General features: G+C 41.0%; 15 protein-coding genes and 1 tRNA gene. 12 read left to right on the top strand and 4 right to left on the bottom strand.

Annotated features, from left to right (window positions below; genetic code table 11):
• Both ACC612_RS12800 and ACC612_RS12795 read right to left on the bottom strand, forming a co-directional pair.
• Entirely contained in the window at positions 1–147 is a 147-nt protein-coding gene (locus ACC612_RS12800; protein ID WP_371854961.1) for a hypothetical protein, read from the bottom strand.
• An 11-nt stretch (positions 148–158) separates the two neighbouring features.
• Entirely contained in the window at positions 159–899 is a 741-nt protein-coding gene (locus ACC612_RS12795; protein ID WP_371854960.1) for a Nif3-like dinuclear metal center hexameric protein, read from the bottom strand.
• Positions 900–1,034: 135 nt separating this feature from the next.
• Between ACC612_RS12795 and ACC612_RS12790 the strand changes: the two genes are divergently transcribed.
• The 7 genes from ACC612_RS12790 (at position 1,035) to engB (ending at position 9,481) form a co-directional block, all read left to right on the top strand.
• Positions 1,035–1,778: an RAD55 family ATPase gene (locus ACC612_RS12790; RefSeq protein WP_371854958.1), complete on the top strand. Its 744-nt coding sequence runs from the start codon at positions 1,035–1,037 to the stop codon at positions 1,776–1,778.
• Between the two features lie 14 nt (positions 1,779–1,792).
• Positions 1,793–2,293, top strand: a complete 501-nt coding sequence (locus ACC612_RS12785) for a hypothetical protein (RefSeq protein WP_371854957.1) — start codon at positions 1,793–1,795, stop codon at positions 2,291–2,293.
• Positions 2,294–2,345: 52 nt separating this feature from the next.
• Positions 2,346–4,724: a PAS domain-containing sensor histidine kinase gene (locus ACC612_RS12780; RefSeq protein WP_371854956.1), complete on the top strand. Its 2,379-nt coding sequence runs from the start codon at positions 2,346–2,348 to the stop codon at positions 4,722–4,724.
• Between the two features lie 179 nt (positions 4,725–4,903).
• Complete coding sequence (locus ACC612_RS12775; protein ID WP_371854955.1) at positions 4,904–6,469, top strand: BatD family protein; 1,566 nt, start codon at positions 4,904–4,906, stop codon at positions 6,467–6,469.
• A 7-nt stretch (positions 6,470–6,476) separates the two neighbouring features.
• Positions 6,477–7,754, top strand: coding sequence for a hypothetical protein (locus ACC612_RS12770; protein WP_371854954.1), 1,278 nt, complete (start codon positions 6,477–6,479; stop codon positions 7,752–7,754).
• 68 nt (positions 7,755–7,822) lie between these two features.
• Entirely contained in the window at positions 7,823–8,836 is a 1,014-nt protein-coding gene (locus tag ACC612_RS12765) for a DHHA1 domain-containing protein (protein ID WP_371854953.1), read from the top strand.
• Between the two features lie 15 nt (positions 8,837–8,851).
• Positions 8,852–9,481, top strand: a complete 630-nt coding sequence (gene engB, locus ACC612_RS12760) for a GTP-binding protein EngB (RefSeq protein WP_371854952.1) — start codon at positions 8,852–8,854, stop codon at positions 9,479–9,481.
• A 29-nt stretch (positions 9,482–9,510) separates the two neighbouring features.
• Here engB and ACC612_RS12755 read toward each other — a convergent pair whose 3' ends face one another.
• Together ACC612_RS12755 and ACC612_RS12750 are read right to left on the bottom strand one after the other, a co-directional pair.
• Positions 9,511–10,515, bottom strand: a complete 1,005-nt coding sequence (locus ACC612_RS12755; protein ID WP_371854950.1) for a TatD family nuclease-associated radical SAM protein — start codon at positions 10,513–10,515, stop codon at positions 9,511–9,513.
• A 1-nt stretch (position 10,516) separates the two neighbouring features.
• Complete coding sequence (locus tag ACC612_RS12750) at positions 10,517–11,707, bottom strand: geranylgeranyl reductase family protein (RefSeq protein ID WP_371854949.1); 1,191 nt, start codon at positions 11,705–11,707, stop codon at positions 10,517–10,519.
• A 142-nt stretch (positions 11,708–11,849) separates the two neighbouring features.
• On the opposite strand from ACC612_RS12750, the gene ACC612_RS12745 reads away from it, so the two are divergent.
• From ACC612_RS12745 to ACC612_RS12725, 5 genes are all read left to right on the top strand, one after another.
• Positions 11,850–12,569, top strand: a complete 720-nt coding sequence (locus ACC612_RS12745) for a hypothetical protein (protein ID WP_371854948.1) — start codon at positions 11,850–11,852, stop codon at positions 12,567–12,569.
• Between the two features lie 145 nt (positions 12,570–12,714).
• The gene (locus ACC612_RS12740) at positions 12,715–14,808 is read left to right on the top strand and encodes a methyl-accepting chemotaxis protein (RefSeq protein WP_371854947.1); all 2,094 of its coding nucleotides are present in this window, start codon (positions 12,715–12,717) and stop codon (positions 14,806–14,808) included.
• A 197-nt stretch (positions 14,809–15,005) separates the two neighbouring features.
• Complete coding sequence (locus tag ACC612_RS12735; protein ID WP_371854946.1) at positions 15,006–15,746, top strand: peptidylprolyl isomerase; 741 nt, start codon at positions 15,006–15,008, stop codon at positions 15,744–15,746.
• Between the two features lie 100 nt (positions 15,747–15,846).
• Positions 15,847–15,932, top strand: a tRNA-Ser gene (locus tag ACC612_RS12730).
• A gap of 79 nt (positions 15,933–16,011) precedes the next feature.
• On the top strand, positions 16,012–16,227 hold the full coding sequence (locus ACC612_RS12725) for a hypothetical protein (RefSeq protein WP_371854945.1): 216 nt from the start codon (positions 16,012–16,014) through the stop codon (positions 16,225–16,227).
• Positions 16,228–16,482: the final 255 nt, after the last annotated feature.

Raw genomic sequence — 16,482 nt, 5'->3', positions numbered from 1 at the left:
TTATCGCTCATATTCTCTTTTCACAGAGGGTCCTCTGTAAACTCTTTTTTCATAGTCCCCGTATCCTCTGTGTTTAGCCCTTACCTTTCGCTTCAAATTCTGTTCCAGTAATTCTTCCACTTCTTTCCATTCAGTAGTATCAGACATCAAATGATACCTCATATCACCCTGATAAATGGATTGTGATGTATGAATTCAACATCTAACCCCAATAGGTCTGCCAGACGCGGGCAAAGCTCCTCCATACCCGGATTCTCTGTAGCATAATGTGTGGCATCGATAAGAACAAGCTCTCCCCGGGAGCGTATGACATCATGTTTCAGTTCTGAAGATACAAATGCTTCAGCACCATGCTCTCTTGCCACTTCCAGATACTCGCTACGAAAACCACTGCCTCCGAAAACCATTACACGTTTTATATCATCTCTTTCTCCTACATATTGCACATGAGTGTTGAGACTTTTTGCGACATGGTTTGCCAGAGTTTCCGTAGAGCATACAGGTACTTCACCTATGCGACCTATTTCCAGTTCTTGCACTTTGTTAAGTCCCAGCCTCTTTGCAAGTACATCGTTTATTCCGCCTTTAGCCCTGTCAAAATTCGTATGCATGGAATATAGAGAAATTCTGTTATCCAGAGCTATTTGCAGACTAGTGGCAAGTCTTTTGGAAATACAATTCACAGGATTGAAAATAAGAGTGTGATGGGTTATTAACAGATCCGCATTGATCTCTGAAGCTCTGCTAAGTACATAGTCCGTAGGGTCCAAAGCAACTGCAATTTTTTTAATATCATTGTCAAGGTCCAGATTAAGACCAATTTTACCTACATCGAAATCTGCAGCAAGCTCAGGAGGAGCTATTTTTTCCAGAACCGGGATGATCTTAGATAGATGCATAAAAAGCCTTTGTCTTCAATTCATAAGAACCTATCGCAATCAAGAATTTGAAATCCACTGCAGAGACTAGATTCCCTATAATTATATCGAAGCTTTAAAATAATATTAAATATATTATAACAACGAGGTTTATTTATGAGAATTGAAAGTGGGATAGAAGGTTTGGACGAGATCATGCAGGGAGGACTTCTCCCGGAACGTGTCTATCTGCTAAGCGGACCTCCTGGAGGAGGCAAGACAACCTTTGGAGTACAATTTCTTGCAAAAGGTGCTCTACAGGGTGATGTGGGACTATATGTTACATTACTGGAATGTCCCCAGAACATCATAAATGATATGTCCAACTATTCTCTCAACGTCATACCACTTATAAAAGTGAAGAAACTGTTATTTGCAGACCTTGGACCACGTATGGAATATGGGTACATGGATGAATTAAAAGATATTATTCAACCCCATGAGAATATAGAAGGACATTCCAATGAACATGAAGCTCCATCTCCTGCCATGGTATTCAAAGAGCTTGCAGCTTATGTTGCAGAATACAACGTCAAAAGACTTGTCATTGATTCCATGAGTGCAATACGTTTTGCAACACAAGACCCGGCGCTTCAGGAAAAAGAGATGACACGTTTTATTCGAAACCTGAAAAAACTGGGTTGTACAACTATAATCATAGGTGAGTTAACCGATCCAACTGCATATACTACCGAACAGTTCGCATCCCACGGAGTAATTTTCCTGCATAATTTCCTTTATGAAAAGCAGATGACACGTGCCATCCAGATAATCAAAATGCGTGGCACAAAACATGACTGCAATATGCATAAAGTTCAATTTACTGAGCGGGGACTGCAAGTAGAAGGCATTCTACAATAATGGAGTGGTGCAGGATGCGGCTTTTTAAGAAAGCAGAAGCGAAAAGAAAGCTCAGCGATTCGGAGAAGGCCGAACTGGAGAAAAGGGCCTATGACCTTGGCTTTGAAGTAGGTTATCATAAACATTCGGAACTTGGCTGGGTAAGTGAGCGATATGCTGCCCTGGAATCAGTGGCAAAGGAAGCAGGTCTTCTAGAACTTGTCAGTGAAAACTATAGAAAAGGAAAAGAAACAGGAACCAAAAACAGAGAAAGAGACATGAAACTTGGCCTTAGTAAAAAAGCTAAGGAAAAAGAGAGACATGCAACTGAAGCTCTTTATGGGATGGCCTCTCAAGAGAAAGACCGTATTCATTTGGGATCTGGGTTTACGGCATTCCAGGAAAATAAAGAGTATCAACATATTATGCTCCAGCACCCCAGTGTAACTAAACTGCCTTCACTTACAGAAATGTCAAGAACGGTGGAAAGGCCACAAATGATCAACGGTTTCAGGCTACTTGTTCCAAAAGAATAAAATCAGACTATCACACCTGTTCGAAAAGCTCGTATGAGATACTGAAAATACAATGACCGGCGAGATTTTAAATATAAAAGGAATACCTATGATCTTTAAGAAAAAAAGTCCGGAAGCAGTAAGCAGTACCTCATTGGAAAGTGAGATAGACCTTTCTTTTGTCCCTTCTATGAACTTTAATGATTCCTGTTTTGAGATATTGCAGGCATATATAGACGCTGTTCCTTCGATGTTACTTGTCCTTGATAGTAATCAAATGATCTCTTTTGCAAATGAATTTCTTTGTCAGACTTTAGACTTCACAAAAAAAGAACTTGTCGGCCATATATGGTATGAACGGCTGATAGTTTCTGACAGGTGGTATGAAGTAAAAGAGATGTATGCCAAATGGGCTGAAAATAGCAAAGATCATTCTGATATTGAAATCACCATATTGGACAAGCATAGACAAGAACATCCGGTTGTTCTCAAGACCGGCTGTCTCTATGATCGAAAAGGAAATATCTCCAGAATAATAGTACAAATAGAACAACAAATAAAACAAGTTAATTTTGCATCAAATCAATATGCTATAGGTAGTACTGAAGATAAATACCGTTCACTGGTGGAAAACTCAGTGGATACGATCCTGGCAACGGATACTGCAGGAATAATCATTTATATTAGCCCTTCTATCACCACATATGGCTTCACTCCTGAGGAACTCATCTTCAAAGAAGTAACAAATTTGTTCTTTTATGATGATCAAAACAAGATAATTCGTTCTTTATCTATAACGCTCTCAAACTCCGGACAGACCCGAGTACAAGTCCGTCTTAAAAATCCAAATGGAAAGACATATTGGGTAGAATTGTATGCGCAAACTTTACTTGACAGTGATGGCCATGTTAAAGGGATAACCGGCACCATAAGGGATATTGCTGACAGAAAAGCTAACCTCAACACTCTGGAGATGGCAAGCGATATGTTCATCTCTCAGGCACGTTCAGCTTCAGACGCCATAATATTTTCCGATGAACAAGGCAATATCATTTTCTGGAACAGAGGCGCTGAGAACCTATTCTTCTATACGGTAGATGAAGCACTCGGAAAGCATATTTCCATGATCATGCCTCAAAGATACAGGCATATACATCAGGGGTGGGATATAGTTGTTTCAACTGGCCGTTCGTGGGTAATGGGAAATACCATAGAGCTTTACGGTTTGAAAAGAGATGGAACGGAATTTCCCATAGAGATCTCACATTCTTCATGGAAGAAAGACGGAGCCTCTTTCTTTAGTGTAAATATTAGAGATATCACTCAGCGAGTGCTCAATGAGAAGGAAATGCGAGAAGCTAAAGACAAATATAAGATGATATTTGAAAAGTCTCCTCTGGGAATAATCCATTTTGACAGCCATGGAGTCATCACACAGTGCAATAAGAGCTTTGTGGACATAGTGGGTGTGGAAGAGGCAAGTATTATAGGCAATATCATCGGTTTTGATCTGCTGGGCACTGATGCAAATGAAGAGATCAAGAAATGTGTCACAGTGGTAATCTCAGGTAAGCCGGATAATTTCTCAGGTAGTTCTTTTTCATTTATGGGTACAAGAGATACACCTATAAGAGCTAGTTTTGTTCCTGTTATTACCGAGGATGAGGCTATTGCTGGCGGTATTTGCATCGTAGAGGATATAACTGAAAGCAAAAAAGCAAGGGAAGCACTGATCCATGCCAAGAACGTGGCAGAAGAAGCTAGCAGGACAAAGAGTGAATTCCTCTCCAATGTAACACATGAGCTAAGAACACCTCTAAACTCTATAATGGGATTTTCAGATCTTTTGCAAGAAAGTGTTGAAGAGAAGCTAAAAGAGAATGAACGGAAATACCTCAATAACATAATAGGAAGCAGTAAAGATCTGCTTGATGTGATCAACAACATACTTGACGTTTCAAATATCGAAGCCGGAAAAACTAATCTTGAGTTTGAGGAGATCTCTCTTCCAGATCTTATACAGGATGTTAAGACTGAAATGTATGTTTTCGCCTCAAAGAAAAGCATTGAGATGCAAATAGAAGTTGACCCTCAGGTGGGATTAATAAAAGCTGACAGGAATAAATTGCAGCAGATACTTCTTAATCTGGTGAACAATGCCATAAAGTTCGGCAAAGAACAAGGATTTGTAAAGATAAGGGTCAAGCAAATGCCTGATATGTTGCATATAGAGGTTATTGATAATGGAATAGGTATAAGTGCAGAGGACAAACAAAGATTGTTCAAGCCTTTTGCACAGCTGGATTCTTCTTCTACCCGTAAGTATAAAGGGAATGGGATCGGGCTTTTTATTGCAAAGCATTTTGTGGAGCTGCATGGTGGAAGTATATGGGTGGAAAGTGAAATTGGAAAAGGTAGCATTTTCACTTTTTCAATCTCATTGAAACTCTAGTTGGAATGCTAATGGAAAGCATCGGGTTTATTTTCAATACCTTATATCCTTGAGTTTTATAAGGAGAATAAGTTGATGTATAATCACTAGCAATATAGTTATATAATAATATAAATATATCAGCTTGTTAGAAGTAACTGATGTTCTAAGTATCCAGTATCCACTTAAGAGGCACTAATATGTCAATAAAGTCCATGTTTTTCTTATCCTTGGTATTACTCTTTCTGACACCACATGTGTCAGCTTACAGCTCAGATGACATTGAATGGGAATCTGTAAAAACTGTTACTCTTCATTGGGGAGATTCTTACACCGTTGATAACTATGTCATTACGGCAGATGACTTCAATAAAGATGGTTATGTATATATCACAATCTACAAAGATAACAAATATATGACAGCAGGAGCCTTGAAACTCTCAGATGAGCTGATCTACAGGGACACAGCCGGTGGAGATGACATAAAGGTATTTGCCAGTGCCCTCAGCTTAAAAGTCGATAGCTGGACAGGAAATCTTGTAGATCCTACTGCCAAACTGCAAATATACAGGCGTGGATTGCCAGATCTTGAAGTGACAGTAGATATAGAGAAGGATAGTTATGATCCAACCCGGCTTTCAACTCCTCGTTACATAGAAGGTAATGTAACTATTAAGAATGCAGGAGATGCAGAAGCCAGCAATATAGCTTTAAACATAGATACTGCTGGCCTTAAACTTGCCGATGGGAAACTTACCCAAACAATATCTTCTCTTGAAAAAGGAGAATCCGGCAAACCACTTACTTTTAGTCTGGAGATCCCCATGTTGTGGGATGAAGAGGACTTCAAAATAGTTGCACAGGCTACTGCTTATGACATAAATGGTGAAAAACACACATTCAATGGTACAAAGACCATTACCATTGAGCCAAAATCGGAAATCGTGCTTACAAAAACCTGTAAAGAAGAAATATACATGGATGATACAGCGTATGTATCTCTGATTTTGAGAAATACCGGTGCATATGCTCTAAATTCTGTCCTTATAAGTGACCCCCAGACTGATGATATGGAACTTCAAGGCAATGTACAGACAGAAAAGACAATATCTGTGAACTCCCAGGAAACAGATACAGTTCTGGAATATGCTCTTAAGCCTATAAAACCCGGAAAGTTCACATTGCCAAAGGCCACTGCCAGTTTCACAGTAGATGGCAAAAAATATACCTTTGAATCAGATTCACCTGTCATTCAGATCAATGGTCCGTATATAGTACTTGAGAAAAAGGTAAATGTTTCTTCCTTCAATCCGGGAGACAATGTACTTGTGACCGTGTCTGTCAAAAATGAAGGCAACAGAGATGCTAATGTAGAAATAACGGAAACAGTACCAGAAGGTACCAGTTTTGTAAGCGGGATCATGACTTTCGATGATGTGGTCAATGATAAATCCACACAAAAATTTTCATACGTGATCAAGCTTGAAAATGAAGCTGACATGAAGCTGCCAGCCACATCTGCTAAATTTATGGATCTGGAAGGTTATAAAGGTGAAAAGACCTCAAACATGCCGGAAATCAAACTAAAGACTTCACAGAGCCAGGAAACCTCTCAAACTCAATCCGGTACTCAGGGATCTGCCAGTTCCGGTACAGCTGCAGCAAGTTCCACAAGTGAAGAAGAGATCGGCCAGCAGCCCGGTTTTGAAGCGTGGGTGCTAGTACTTGCATTTATAGCCGTGATGAAATTTGTGAAAAAGGATTAAGGCATATATGGATCGTAAATCTATATTATTTGCTGCAGTACTGATAATATGCCTTGTACTGCAGCAGCATGCTGTAGGTGCATCTACTACAGATGCGAATGATACAGAATGGCTCACTCCATCGGAATTTACGATCTATTGGGGAGAGCAGGCTGAAATAGATGGATATACGATCAAAGCCCTTGATTTTTCACCATCAAAACCTGTGGACTTGCCCGATGATTACGTAATGCTCAGCATTAAAACTAACACATCACGTTCATGGAATGCCATACTTGCTCTTAACAATAGCGTGATTTCAAATGAGACGATACTTGACGGTTTGGTGAAATTAACTGCTAAAGAGGTAGTAACAGGCAATGACATACCTACACCTTATGCTACTATAGAGATAGCCATTGCAAACAGTTCATCTATAATTAAGCTAATACCGTGGATCAATACTGTTATCAAAGTAAAACGGCTCCCTGCTAAAGAAGCTTATATTGATGAACGAGTCTACATATTAACTGAGGTCATCAATCTGAAGGACATTCCTCTTCAGAGCATCCGCATCAATGAAACGATACCTTCTGGGTTTGTAACTGATCCTGATATAGATTGTACTGACTGGAACATTAATCTTCAACCAAGGGATAAAAGATCTGTCGGCTATTCTATACGTGCCCTGAAACCGGGAACATTCCTGATACCTGGTATGAAATTATCCATGGAATACAATGGAATAACCCACAGCATAAAAACTAATTCTAGTGAAATTGTGATACACGGCCCATACATTGATGTCAATAAATCATTTTTATACCAGAACACTGGCACAGAAGGCCTGTTGAATGTTACTCTTCAGGTAAACAATTCAGGAGATAGAGCTGCTTATGTGCAGCTTACTGATCAGCTTCCTGAAGGTTCCATCCTAATGAGCGGTAATCTGAGCAAGAGCCAGGTAATGCAACCTTCTGACATATGGATACTTGGGTATTCATTATCTGTCAATTCCAGTGAAAATATTGTAATACCTGGTGCAAAAGTAAGGTTCGTGGATTCCAGAGGATATGAGGACTCATTTGAATCTGCAAGTCAGATCTTAAAAATAGAGGAAAATGTAGTTGAAGAGACTTTGCTGGAAGAGAACTCATCGCAAGAGGAAATACCTCAAGAGATAGAAAATGATACAGAAGAAACATTTGTTCAGGAGAATAAAGATTCTGAAAAGATAAGCTCTGTCAGCAGTTTAAAGCAAAAAATGATGGATCTAATAGAAAAAGCAATTGGTTGGAGACTCTAAATTAGAACATGAAACACTTTAAATACATTCAAACCAACTTTTACTAAAAGATCTGAACTGGGTATGATATGAGACCTTTTCAACAGGATCGTAGCATTGAAACTATAATCTTCACTCATGGAGATTCGGATGGTATATGTTCCGGCGCCATTGCCAAAACCGCTTATCCTAACTCGCAGGTATACTTCACAAGTCCTGTAAGCCTGGTGAAAAAACTTGATCTGGCAAAAGGATACAAGCGAGTGATCATTTGCGATATCGCTATTGACGAGCGAACCAGCACAGAGCTGCTCCAGAGGCTTAAGGAAGTGGCTAAGGAAAGCAGCCTTACATATATAGACCATCACCCTGTACCTGATAAAAGCTGGAATGAAAGTTGGCTGCATAATGACCCCTGTGCTTGTTCTTCTGAACTCACCTACAAGGTGCTTGCCCATCGGTTAAACCGGGATGTGCGCAGAGTGGCCATCTACGGCGCTATAGGCGATTATGCAGATGATAGCGATTCGGTGAAACTCTGGTGCGAGGACTGGGATAAAAGGACTCTGTTCTTTGAAGCCGGTGCACTAATACAGGCAATAATATACGCAGGCCGTGAATTTGATTTCAAGAGGTATCTGGTAGAACACCTTGCTAAGGATAAGCTTCCTTCGGATATACCGGAAGTACTTGAATTTGCGAGCAAGTGTTCTCAACTTGAAGAACAGTTGAGATTGCGTATAAGAAAACAGGTAAAAAGCCTTCAGAACCTAGCCTATGTAATTGATCCACAAGGCTACAAGTCCAAATCTGCCATATACGCTGCTGCTTACGGCCAGAGAAAGGTTGGAGGCTCTGCAGAATACCGGCAAACAAAACACTCCTACGATATTAGTTTCCGTTCACGCAGCCCAGTTGATCTTAATCACATTTTACGGGAAGTAGCTCCCAGACATGGCGGAACTGGAGGAGGACTGCCGGAGGCCGCTGGTGCAAGGATACCAGTAACTAACTTTAAAGAATTCCTGAATGATCTGGATACCAGGATTGGGGAAGAAGAACACAAGTTAAAGGAAGAAAATATTACCAATAAGTGCCACTAAGCAACCGGAGATAATATGAAAAACAAACCGGACCTTACTGATGGCGCTGGATTTGAGATAGTTTTTGTCGGCAGGTCCAATGTAGGTAAATCCTCTATCATCCGCAAATTAACAGGTGGAAAGGTAAAAGTAGGCAAAAGGCCCGGAGTTACTCTGAAACCTACACATGTAAGGCTTGATGATCTGCTGGTCACAGATATGCCTGGTTTTGGTTTCATGAGTGGTGTCAAGGAACGTAAACAGGATATCGTCAAGGACAAGATAGTGCATTATATAGAAAATAATGCTGACAGAATAGACATTGCAGTTTTAGTTGTCGATGGTTCTGCCTTTCTGGATATAGTGGCCAGATGGGAAGAAAGGAATGAAATACCCGTGGATATAGAGCTGTTCAAGTTCCTAAATGAAGTTGGCATATCGACCATTTTGGCTATCAATAAAATAGATAAGATCGAAGAAGATATGGTCGACCATGTGCTTGATGGCATTGTGGAGAAACTTGGACTGCCATCACCATGGAATATGTGGCAGGACGTTGTAATTCCGATAAGCGCGAAGCAGGATGATCTTAAGAAATTGTCTCTATGCATACGGCAGCGTATGCATGTTGCAAAAAGGGATGATCTTTTTAAGTATATACACTGAGGTTCTGAATATTGATATTTACCTTCAGATCATCTTACAAAAAAGGTGGCTCCCATATTTTTTGCTATTTGCTCACAGACTTCAATGTCAATTTCGGGAACTTTGACAACTGTCATGCGGGTACTAATGCCTGCATCAATGCATTGGCGTGTAAATGCGAGCATAGCCTGATATGACCCCGGATATTTAGGTATGCAAAGCTGGTTGTACAGATCCTCGTTCTGAGCATTCAGGCTGATAGAAACCGCATCTAATCCGGCTTTCTTGAGTTCTCCCACAACGTCGATACCGGGATTTATTAATGCCGCATGACCATTGGTATCAAGCCTTACCTTTATTCCCTGCCCATGAAGCCATTTTGTGATAGCAAGCAGAATTGAAAAACTGGCAGTTGGTTCGCCAAAACCTGTAAAGACAACTTCCTTATATTTGTGCAGATCCACAGAACGGAGGTGACTAAGCATCTCTTCAAGGGTTGGGTCCCTGGATAGCCATAGGTCATAGCCAAATACGCCGTCACATAAGTCCCTTATGCAGAAAGTACAGCTTGCACTGCATTTGTTAGTGATGTTTAGGTATAAATTATTATGAACTTCATAGGCCAGAGTATCCTTATGCCCTTGAGGAAGGGTTCTGTTAGTTTGAAGAATATTTCCTATAACTGTTTTTATGTTTTCACCCCTTTTATCCTCCCAGATACCAGAAGGGATTACAAAGCTTGTTTCCTTCACCGTGGATGGTATATCTTTTAGGAAATACATCTGGGCAGTCATGCCGTTGTCCAGTTCCACTTCTGACCTGAAGTACCAGTTGCCTTCATAGTCATCAAGCTTGGATAATAATTGCTCATCTATATTATATATTTCACCATTAATAAATGATGCGTTTTTATTCTGCAGCACACCAGGGAAGGGACCAAGATCTAACATCAGATATTTTTGGGATGTACGGGCTTTACATATAAATAGTGCATTTTCCATAAGATCATGGCTCACACACTCGCGCATTAATGTGCCATATACAAAAATATACATGTTAGCCCATGCCCATGTTTAGTTTCTGAAGGGTCTTTTTCACAGGATCAGGCAACTGGCCGCACTGGATGGATTTCATTTGTGCAGGAGAAATTGTCTTAATAGCCATGTTCATCATGCTGTCCGAAAGCATAAGTCTGTCCATTAATTTTCGTACGTAGACCGCAGTCCTTATTTCCATTCCCATTTGGGCTCGCCATCTGCTGTCATATTCTTCAAGTTTGCATTTCCCTTCCAGAAAATCAGCAGCAGATTCCCCGGCAATTTTGCCTCCAACCATTGCTGTGGATATGCCACCGCCGTTGGTGGCAATGAGATGACCTGCAGCATCTCCTGCAATAAGAGTGTCTTTTGTGGCAGTGATTTTAGGTGCGCCTCCTACAGGTACAAGCCCAGAGATAACTGATACTACAGTGCCTTCTTTTAATTTTTCACTGGCAATAGGATGTTCATACATGAACCTGTTAAGATAATCTCTTGCACACATGTGTTCTGCAAAGAGAGCTTCGCGGATTCCCACTCCAATATTAGCCCTGTCACCGCCCTGTGAGATAATCCAGGCATAGCCACCAGGAACATAATCTTTTCCAAAGTACATTTCCACAGATTCTTTATCCACATCTACGCCTGATAATTCATATTCAAATGCGGTGCTTATTCCCATGGGATCAGGATCCCTTAGAATGCCCTTTGAAGCGGCGACGATCGAATTCGGGCCGTCAGCTCCAATGATTACTTTTCCCTGGATTTCATATCTGCCGAATGCTCCGTCCATTGTTACTCTGGTTCCGGCAACTTCCAGTACAGTGGTTGCGATGAGAAGGTGTGCGCCTGCTTTTGCAGCAACAGCAGCAAGATGTTTATCAAACCTGCGCCTGTCAAGAGCATCCCCCTGCACTTCAAAACCTTTAGATAGACCGTTAGGAGCTATGAAACGCTGATGCGAAGTAGTAGCATGTACGCAACTGGATGGATATTCTTCAAGAGTGAAAGGAAGTTCTGCATCAGGAATCAACTCCTGAAGTGTCTCGATATGTGGAAGGAAACCTCCACATTGCAGGGGAACACCAAGATCTTTTTTCTTATCTATCAATAGAACAGACTTACCCCTCTGGGCTGCGTAGGTAGCGGCAGTGGAACCGGCAGGGCCAGCTCCGATTACAATGATATCATAGGATTTTTCAGGGATCATATATCTCAATAGTGTTTTGGAAATAGAAGAGTGGTTCATGATATTTAACAATTGAGCACCGGATATTACAATTGATACTCATATTTCCTTTTCATTCGACATCTTAATATGTCCTCTATAACAAGAGAAAAAGGTGTCACATATGGAAAATGTAGTGAATTGTTGGCTGGTGAATACCGGATATTGTGGGAAGAGAGCAGATGCTTGTTTGGAACAAGGAGTCATTACATTCAACATTGAGATCCATCTGATGGATGAATTCAGTGATGAAATATTCAACCTGAAATACATTGACACAAAAAGCTCTAATTTTGAATACCTGCGCGAAGAATACAGAAAAATGGACAGCAAGTTCAGGACAGAACTTGCAGAGGAGTTCGAAAAGATCCACTTGCCTGAAGGATTTCCGGAAGAACTACAGCGTCAGCAGATGGAGCTTTTGATTTCCCGACTGAACGCCCTGAAAGAAGAAGCAAGGCTTTTGCGGGAGACTATGAGAGAGTTCGACAAATTTGAAAAACATGAACGTATAAAAGAACTCATAAGATCTCACCTGTGCTACATCGAAGATACGCGACTTAATAAGTGGTCGGAAGCTATTTTTTGTTTTGCCAATGACATCCATATTGGTGATCTGGTAATCATGCCTCTTGCAGACAAGGATTTCTTTGCTGTGGGAAAAGTCAGAGGAGGTTATGAATATGTGGAGAATGCCCTTAACCTTCATCATGTACGTGATGTAACCTGGATCAAAGAAAGAGTACATTTGCCGTACCTTACAGAAATTATTGATATTTCTAAGGGTATTGTACCCTTAGAAAGGGAACTCAGGACTTCTTTTTTAGCAGCGCTTGATTCTTAATGAGCTGCTGTAAAAATTCTCTCTAAACATTCTACATTGGTCAAATTACATTTTTCACAATAGACTTAATAGTCCAAAAATTATATATATGTATTAATATAATAACCTGTGCTATGTAGCATATGTACTTTTTGAAGGTGAGTAGTTGAAATCGAATAATATCAACCTGAAAACAAAGATAATGATCTATGTTATGCTTAGTGTGACCATAGTGATGGCAATCTCCAGTTACCTTATCATCACTGATGTTACAAAAGAATCAGGAGATCTGGCCCATGAAGAAGTAATGGGTGATACATTGACTTATGCAAATGATTTCAATGGAGAAATGAATGCATATGTCTCATTGGGTTCAACTCTTGCCATCGCCATGGAAAATTATGAATCTGGCAACAGGGATGAAGTTAATGCAATGCTCAAAGATCTTTTAGTTTCTAATCCCGGTGTTATCGGGACTTACGTAGCATTCGAACCAAATGCTTTCGATGGAAAAGATAATGAGTATACCAATACCGGAGGTCACGATTCAACCGGGAGATTCATTCCATACTGGAACACTTTAAGCGGTTCACTTGTGATAGACCCCCTGCTAGACTATGAAACAAGTGATTATTACCAGTTACCTAAAAAGCTCCACGAAGCTATAGTTACTGAGCCTTCTTTGTATGAAGGCACCTTGATGGTAAGCTATGTTTCTCCTATTATCAGAGATGGGCAATTTGTAGGCATCACTGGTGTGGACGTAGCTCTTAACTCTATTGATGAAGAAATCAGTAAGATCGCTGTCTATGACACTGGTTATGCTTTCATGACAAGCAAATCCGGCGTGTTCCTTTCCCACCCAACTAACAAGGACTGGATAGGAACAAAATCGTTAACGGATATCAATTCAGAAGGATTCAACCAGATGGCAGCTGATATTAGTGCTGGGAAATCAGGGAGTATAGATACTATTGATCCCACTACAGGAAAGGAAACCAACATGTTCTATGCACCTATAGATTCTTCAGATTTTGCATTTGTAATGGTTGTTCCGGAAGCAGAAATCATGGCAGACGTGACAGCTCTGCGCAACAAGTTGATCCTGATCTCAGCTATTGCAGTGGGTTTTATGGCGATTGTAGCTTATCTTATAGCCAGGTCCATAACCAATCCTATTAACAGGATAGTAAATGATTTCAAGGATATCTCTACAGGTGCAGTGGATGGGAAACTGGACTTAAGAGCTGATACTGATGTGGCCGTGGACTTCAAAGAGATCCCGGCCGGACTGAACCTTATCATGGACAACATGAACAAGATGGTTAGAATGATAGGAGTAAATGCAGCGAATATTGCTGCCTCTGCACAGGAGATATCTGCCTCATCTGAACAGATGACCGCTTCTGCAGGTGAAGTTTCGACCAATGTTGCAGAGATAGCAAAAGGTTCCAGCAGCCAATCCCAGAAGACAGAGGAAGTCTCAAGGGCTATGAATGATATGACCAAGAGTGTGCAGGAAATAGCCACAAATGCTCAGAAAGCTGCAGAGACTGCTAATGTTGCCAGTGAGACGATCAAAAATGTAGGAGTACAATCTGAGAACCTGATCGCGCAGATGGGACATATTCAGTCAGCTGTAGGTGAGTCTGCTGATGTGATCCGTGAACTTGAGATGAAGTCAAAGAAGATCGGTGAAATCGTCAATCTGATCACCAACATTGCTGATCAGACTAACATGCTTGCACTTAATGCAGCCATTGAGGCAGCACGGGCTGGCGAACACGGAAGAGGATTTGCAGTTGTTGCCGATGAGGTAAGAAAACTGGCAGAGGAATCCCGTGATGCTGCAACGGAAATATCTGCGTTGATCAAGGAAATCCAGGTTGGTACTGATAATGCAGTAGGAGCTATGGATAAGGGTACTGAACAGGTCAATACCGGATCTGTTGCTCTTTCCGATACTGTGCAGTCTGTCAAAGCGATCGTAAAAGGAAGCGAACAAGTGGCAATCATGGCACAGGAAATTGCTGCTGCTGCGCAGGAGCAGTCTGCCAGCATTGAGGAAATAACCTCTTCGGTTGAAGAGATCTCAGCTATTTCCGAACAAGCTGCTGCAGGTACACAGCAGGCTTCTGCAGCTGTGGAAGAGCAGACATCTTCGATGCATGAACTTGCTAAATCAGCCCAGGAACTTGCAAAACTCTCTGACGAGATGCAGACTTATGTGGCTCGTTTTTCATTGAAGGTCGAGAATTAGGGCTTGAAAAGCCCTAGTTACTTTCTTTATTTATAGAGCATTTTTTATTTCACTTCTTTTTTCGGTGATTTCTACCTCCTTTTTCTTAATGTGTTCCTTTACTCCGCTTTGCTGGCAAAAAGTTCTTAAAGACATAGGAGTATAGCAGAGACACTTTTATTCATAATTACATTAATCAAAAAATAGAGTTGATATATGTGGCAATAGAGAAAGGAGATTTCATAAAGATAGCATATACCGGAAGGTTCGAGGATGGACAGGTCTTTGATACTACAAGCGAAGAACTTGCAAAAGAGAATGGCATCTTTAACCCACGCGGCATGTATGGTGGAGATGTGGTCATAGTTGGTTCAGGCCATACCATCAGAGGACTGGATGAGGACTTTATAGGCAAGGAAGTAGGATACACCGGAAAATTAGATATCCCACCAGAGAAAGCCTTTGGAGCACACAACCCTGCGCTTGTTGAGTCAATATCTGTCACCAAAGTTGCAGCCCAGCTTAAGGACACCCGTCCATACCCTGGCATGGAGATAGAAGTTGATGGCAGGAAGGGTGTTGTGCAAAAGATCATCGGCCGTAGGCTGCGTGTGGATTTCAACCATGCTCTGTCCGGCAGGACTGTCACCTATGAGTATACCATTGAGAATAAGCTTGAAGAGCCAATGGAAAAAGCAAAAGGACTTATGGCACTATACACTGGTGCTTCAAATATGGACATCGAGCTCACTTCTGACCTCATCCGTGTAATCATACCCATTGAGTTCAGCTTTAACCAGAGATGGCTCATCTCCAAGGGTCGTATAGCTCATGAACTCATAGAGAACCTGGGCATATCAAACCTGGAATTTGTGGAGAAATACCCATACGTTACCAAGGATACTGAAGTTGAAGCCGAAGAGGCTGAAGCTTCTGAGGAAGACGAAAGCGAAGAGTAATACTCTTCGTTTCCCTTATATTTTCAAGCATCACTGTGTCATCTAATCAAAAGTCTTATATTCAAAAGTGGTATTAAGGATACCACACGCATTGAAACGTGCTGAGGTAGCCAAGTGGACTACGGCGCCGGTCTTGAAAACCGGTAGTGCTAACGCGCTGCGGGAGTTCGAATCTCCCCCTCAGCGTTCAAACAGCAGTCCAACGCTTACATTACTTTCATCCAACAAACTAAGGGATTTGAAAACTGTAAAGGAGTGTAAGTACATGGACATTCAGCTGTATGACTATCCTAAAAGAATTTCTTCTATTGAAAAGAATATCCTTGAAACGTCTTATCCAGACAAAAACAAGGAGCTAATTTTTGTATTAGTTGTTATCATCTTCTGCGGAGTACTATTACCAGAGGCTCGCTGTATTATAAGAGCTTTGCTTGCTTCGATCTTCCACAACCAGAAGAGGTTCTTTCATCATAAAAGCTAGAAAGGTAATAAAATTCATATCATCGGTATTACTGACTGCAGGGGAGTGGCAGTCTCAACTAATATTCTTCGCAACATGTGATTTTATTCATTGAACTTATACTGATATCCTTATTTCCTCACAAACCCTATAGGGTCCTTGTAGTATCCTCACTCAGCAAAGGCTTGTAAAGCCTTCTTTTCATTAATGCCGAGGTTTATGGTCATCCCCACTAAAAGTACAGCCAGAGAGCAGTATTTTTGAACAGATCTCCTT

The sequence above is a fragment of the Methanomethylovorans sp. genome (assembly GCF_041447285.1).
GTDB lineage: Archaea > Halobacteriota > Methanosarcinia > Methanosarcinales > Methanosarcinaceae > Methanomethylovorans.
The sequence above is the reverse complement of the archived record's forward strand: the minus strand, read 5'-3'. Positions and strand labels throughout refer to the sequence as shown.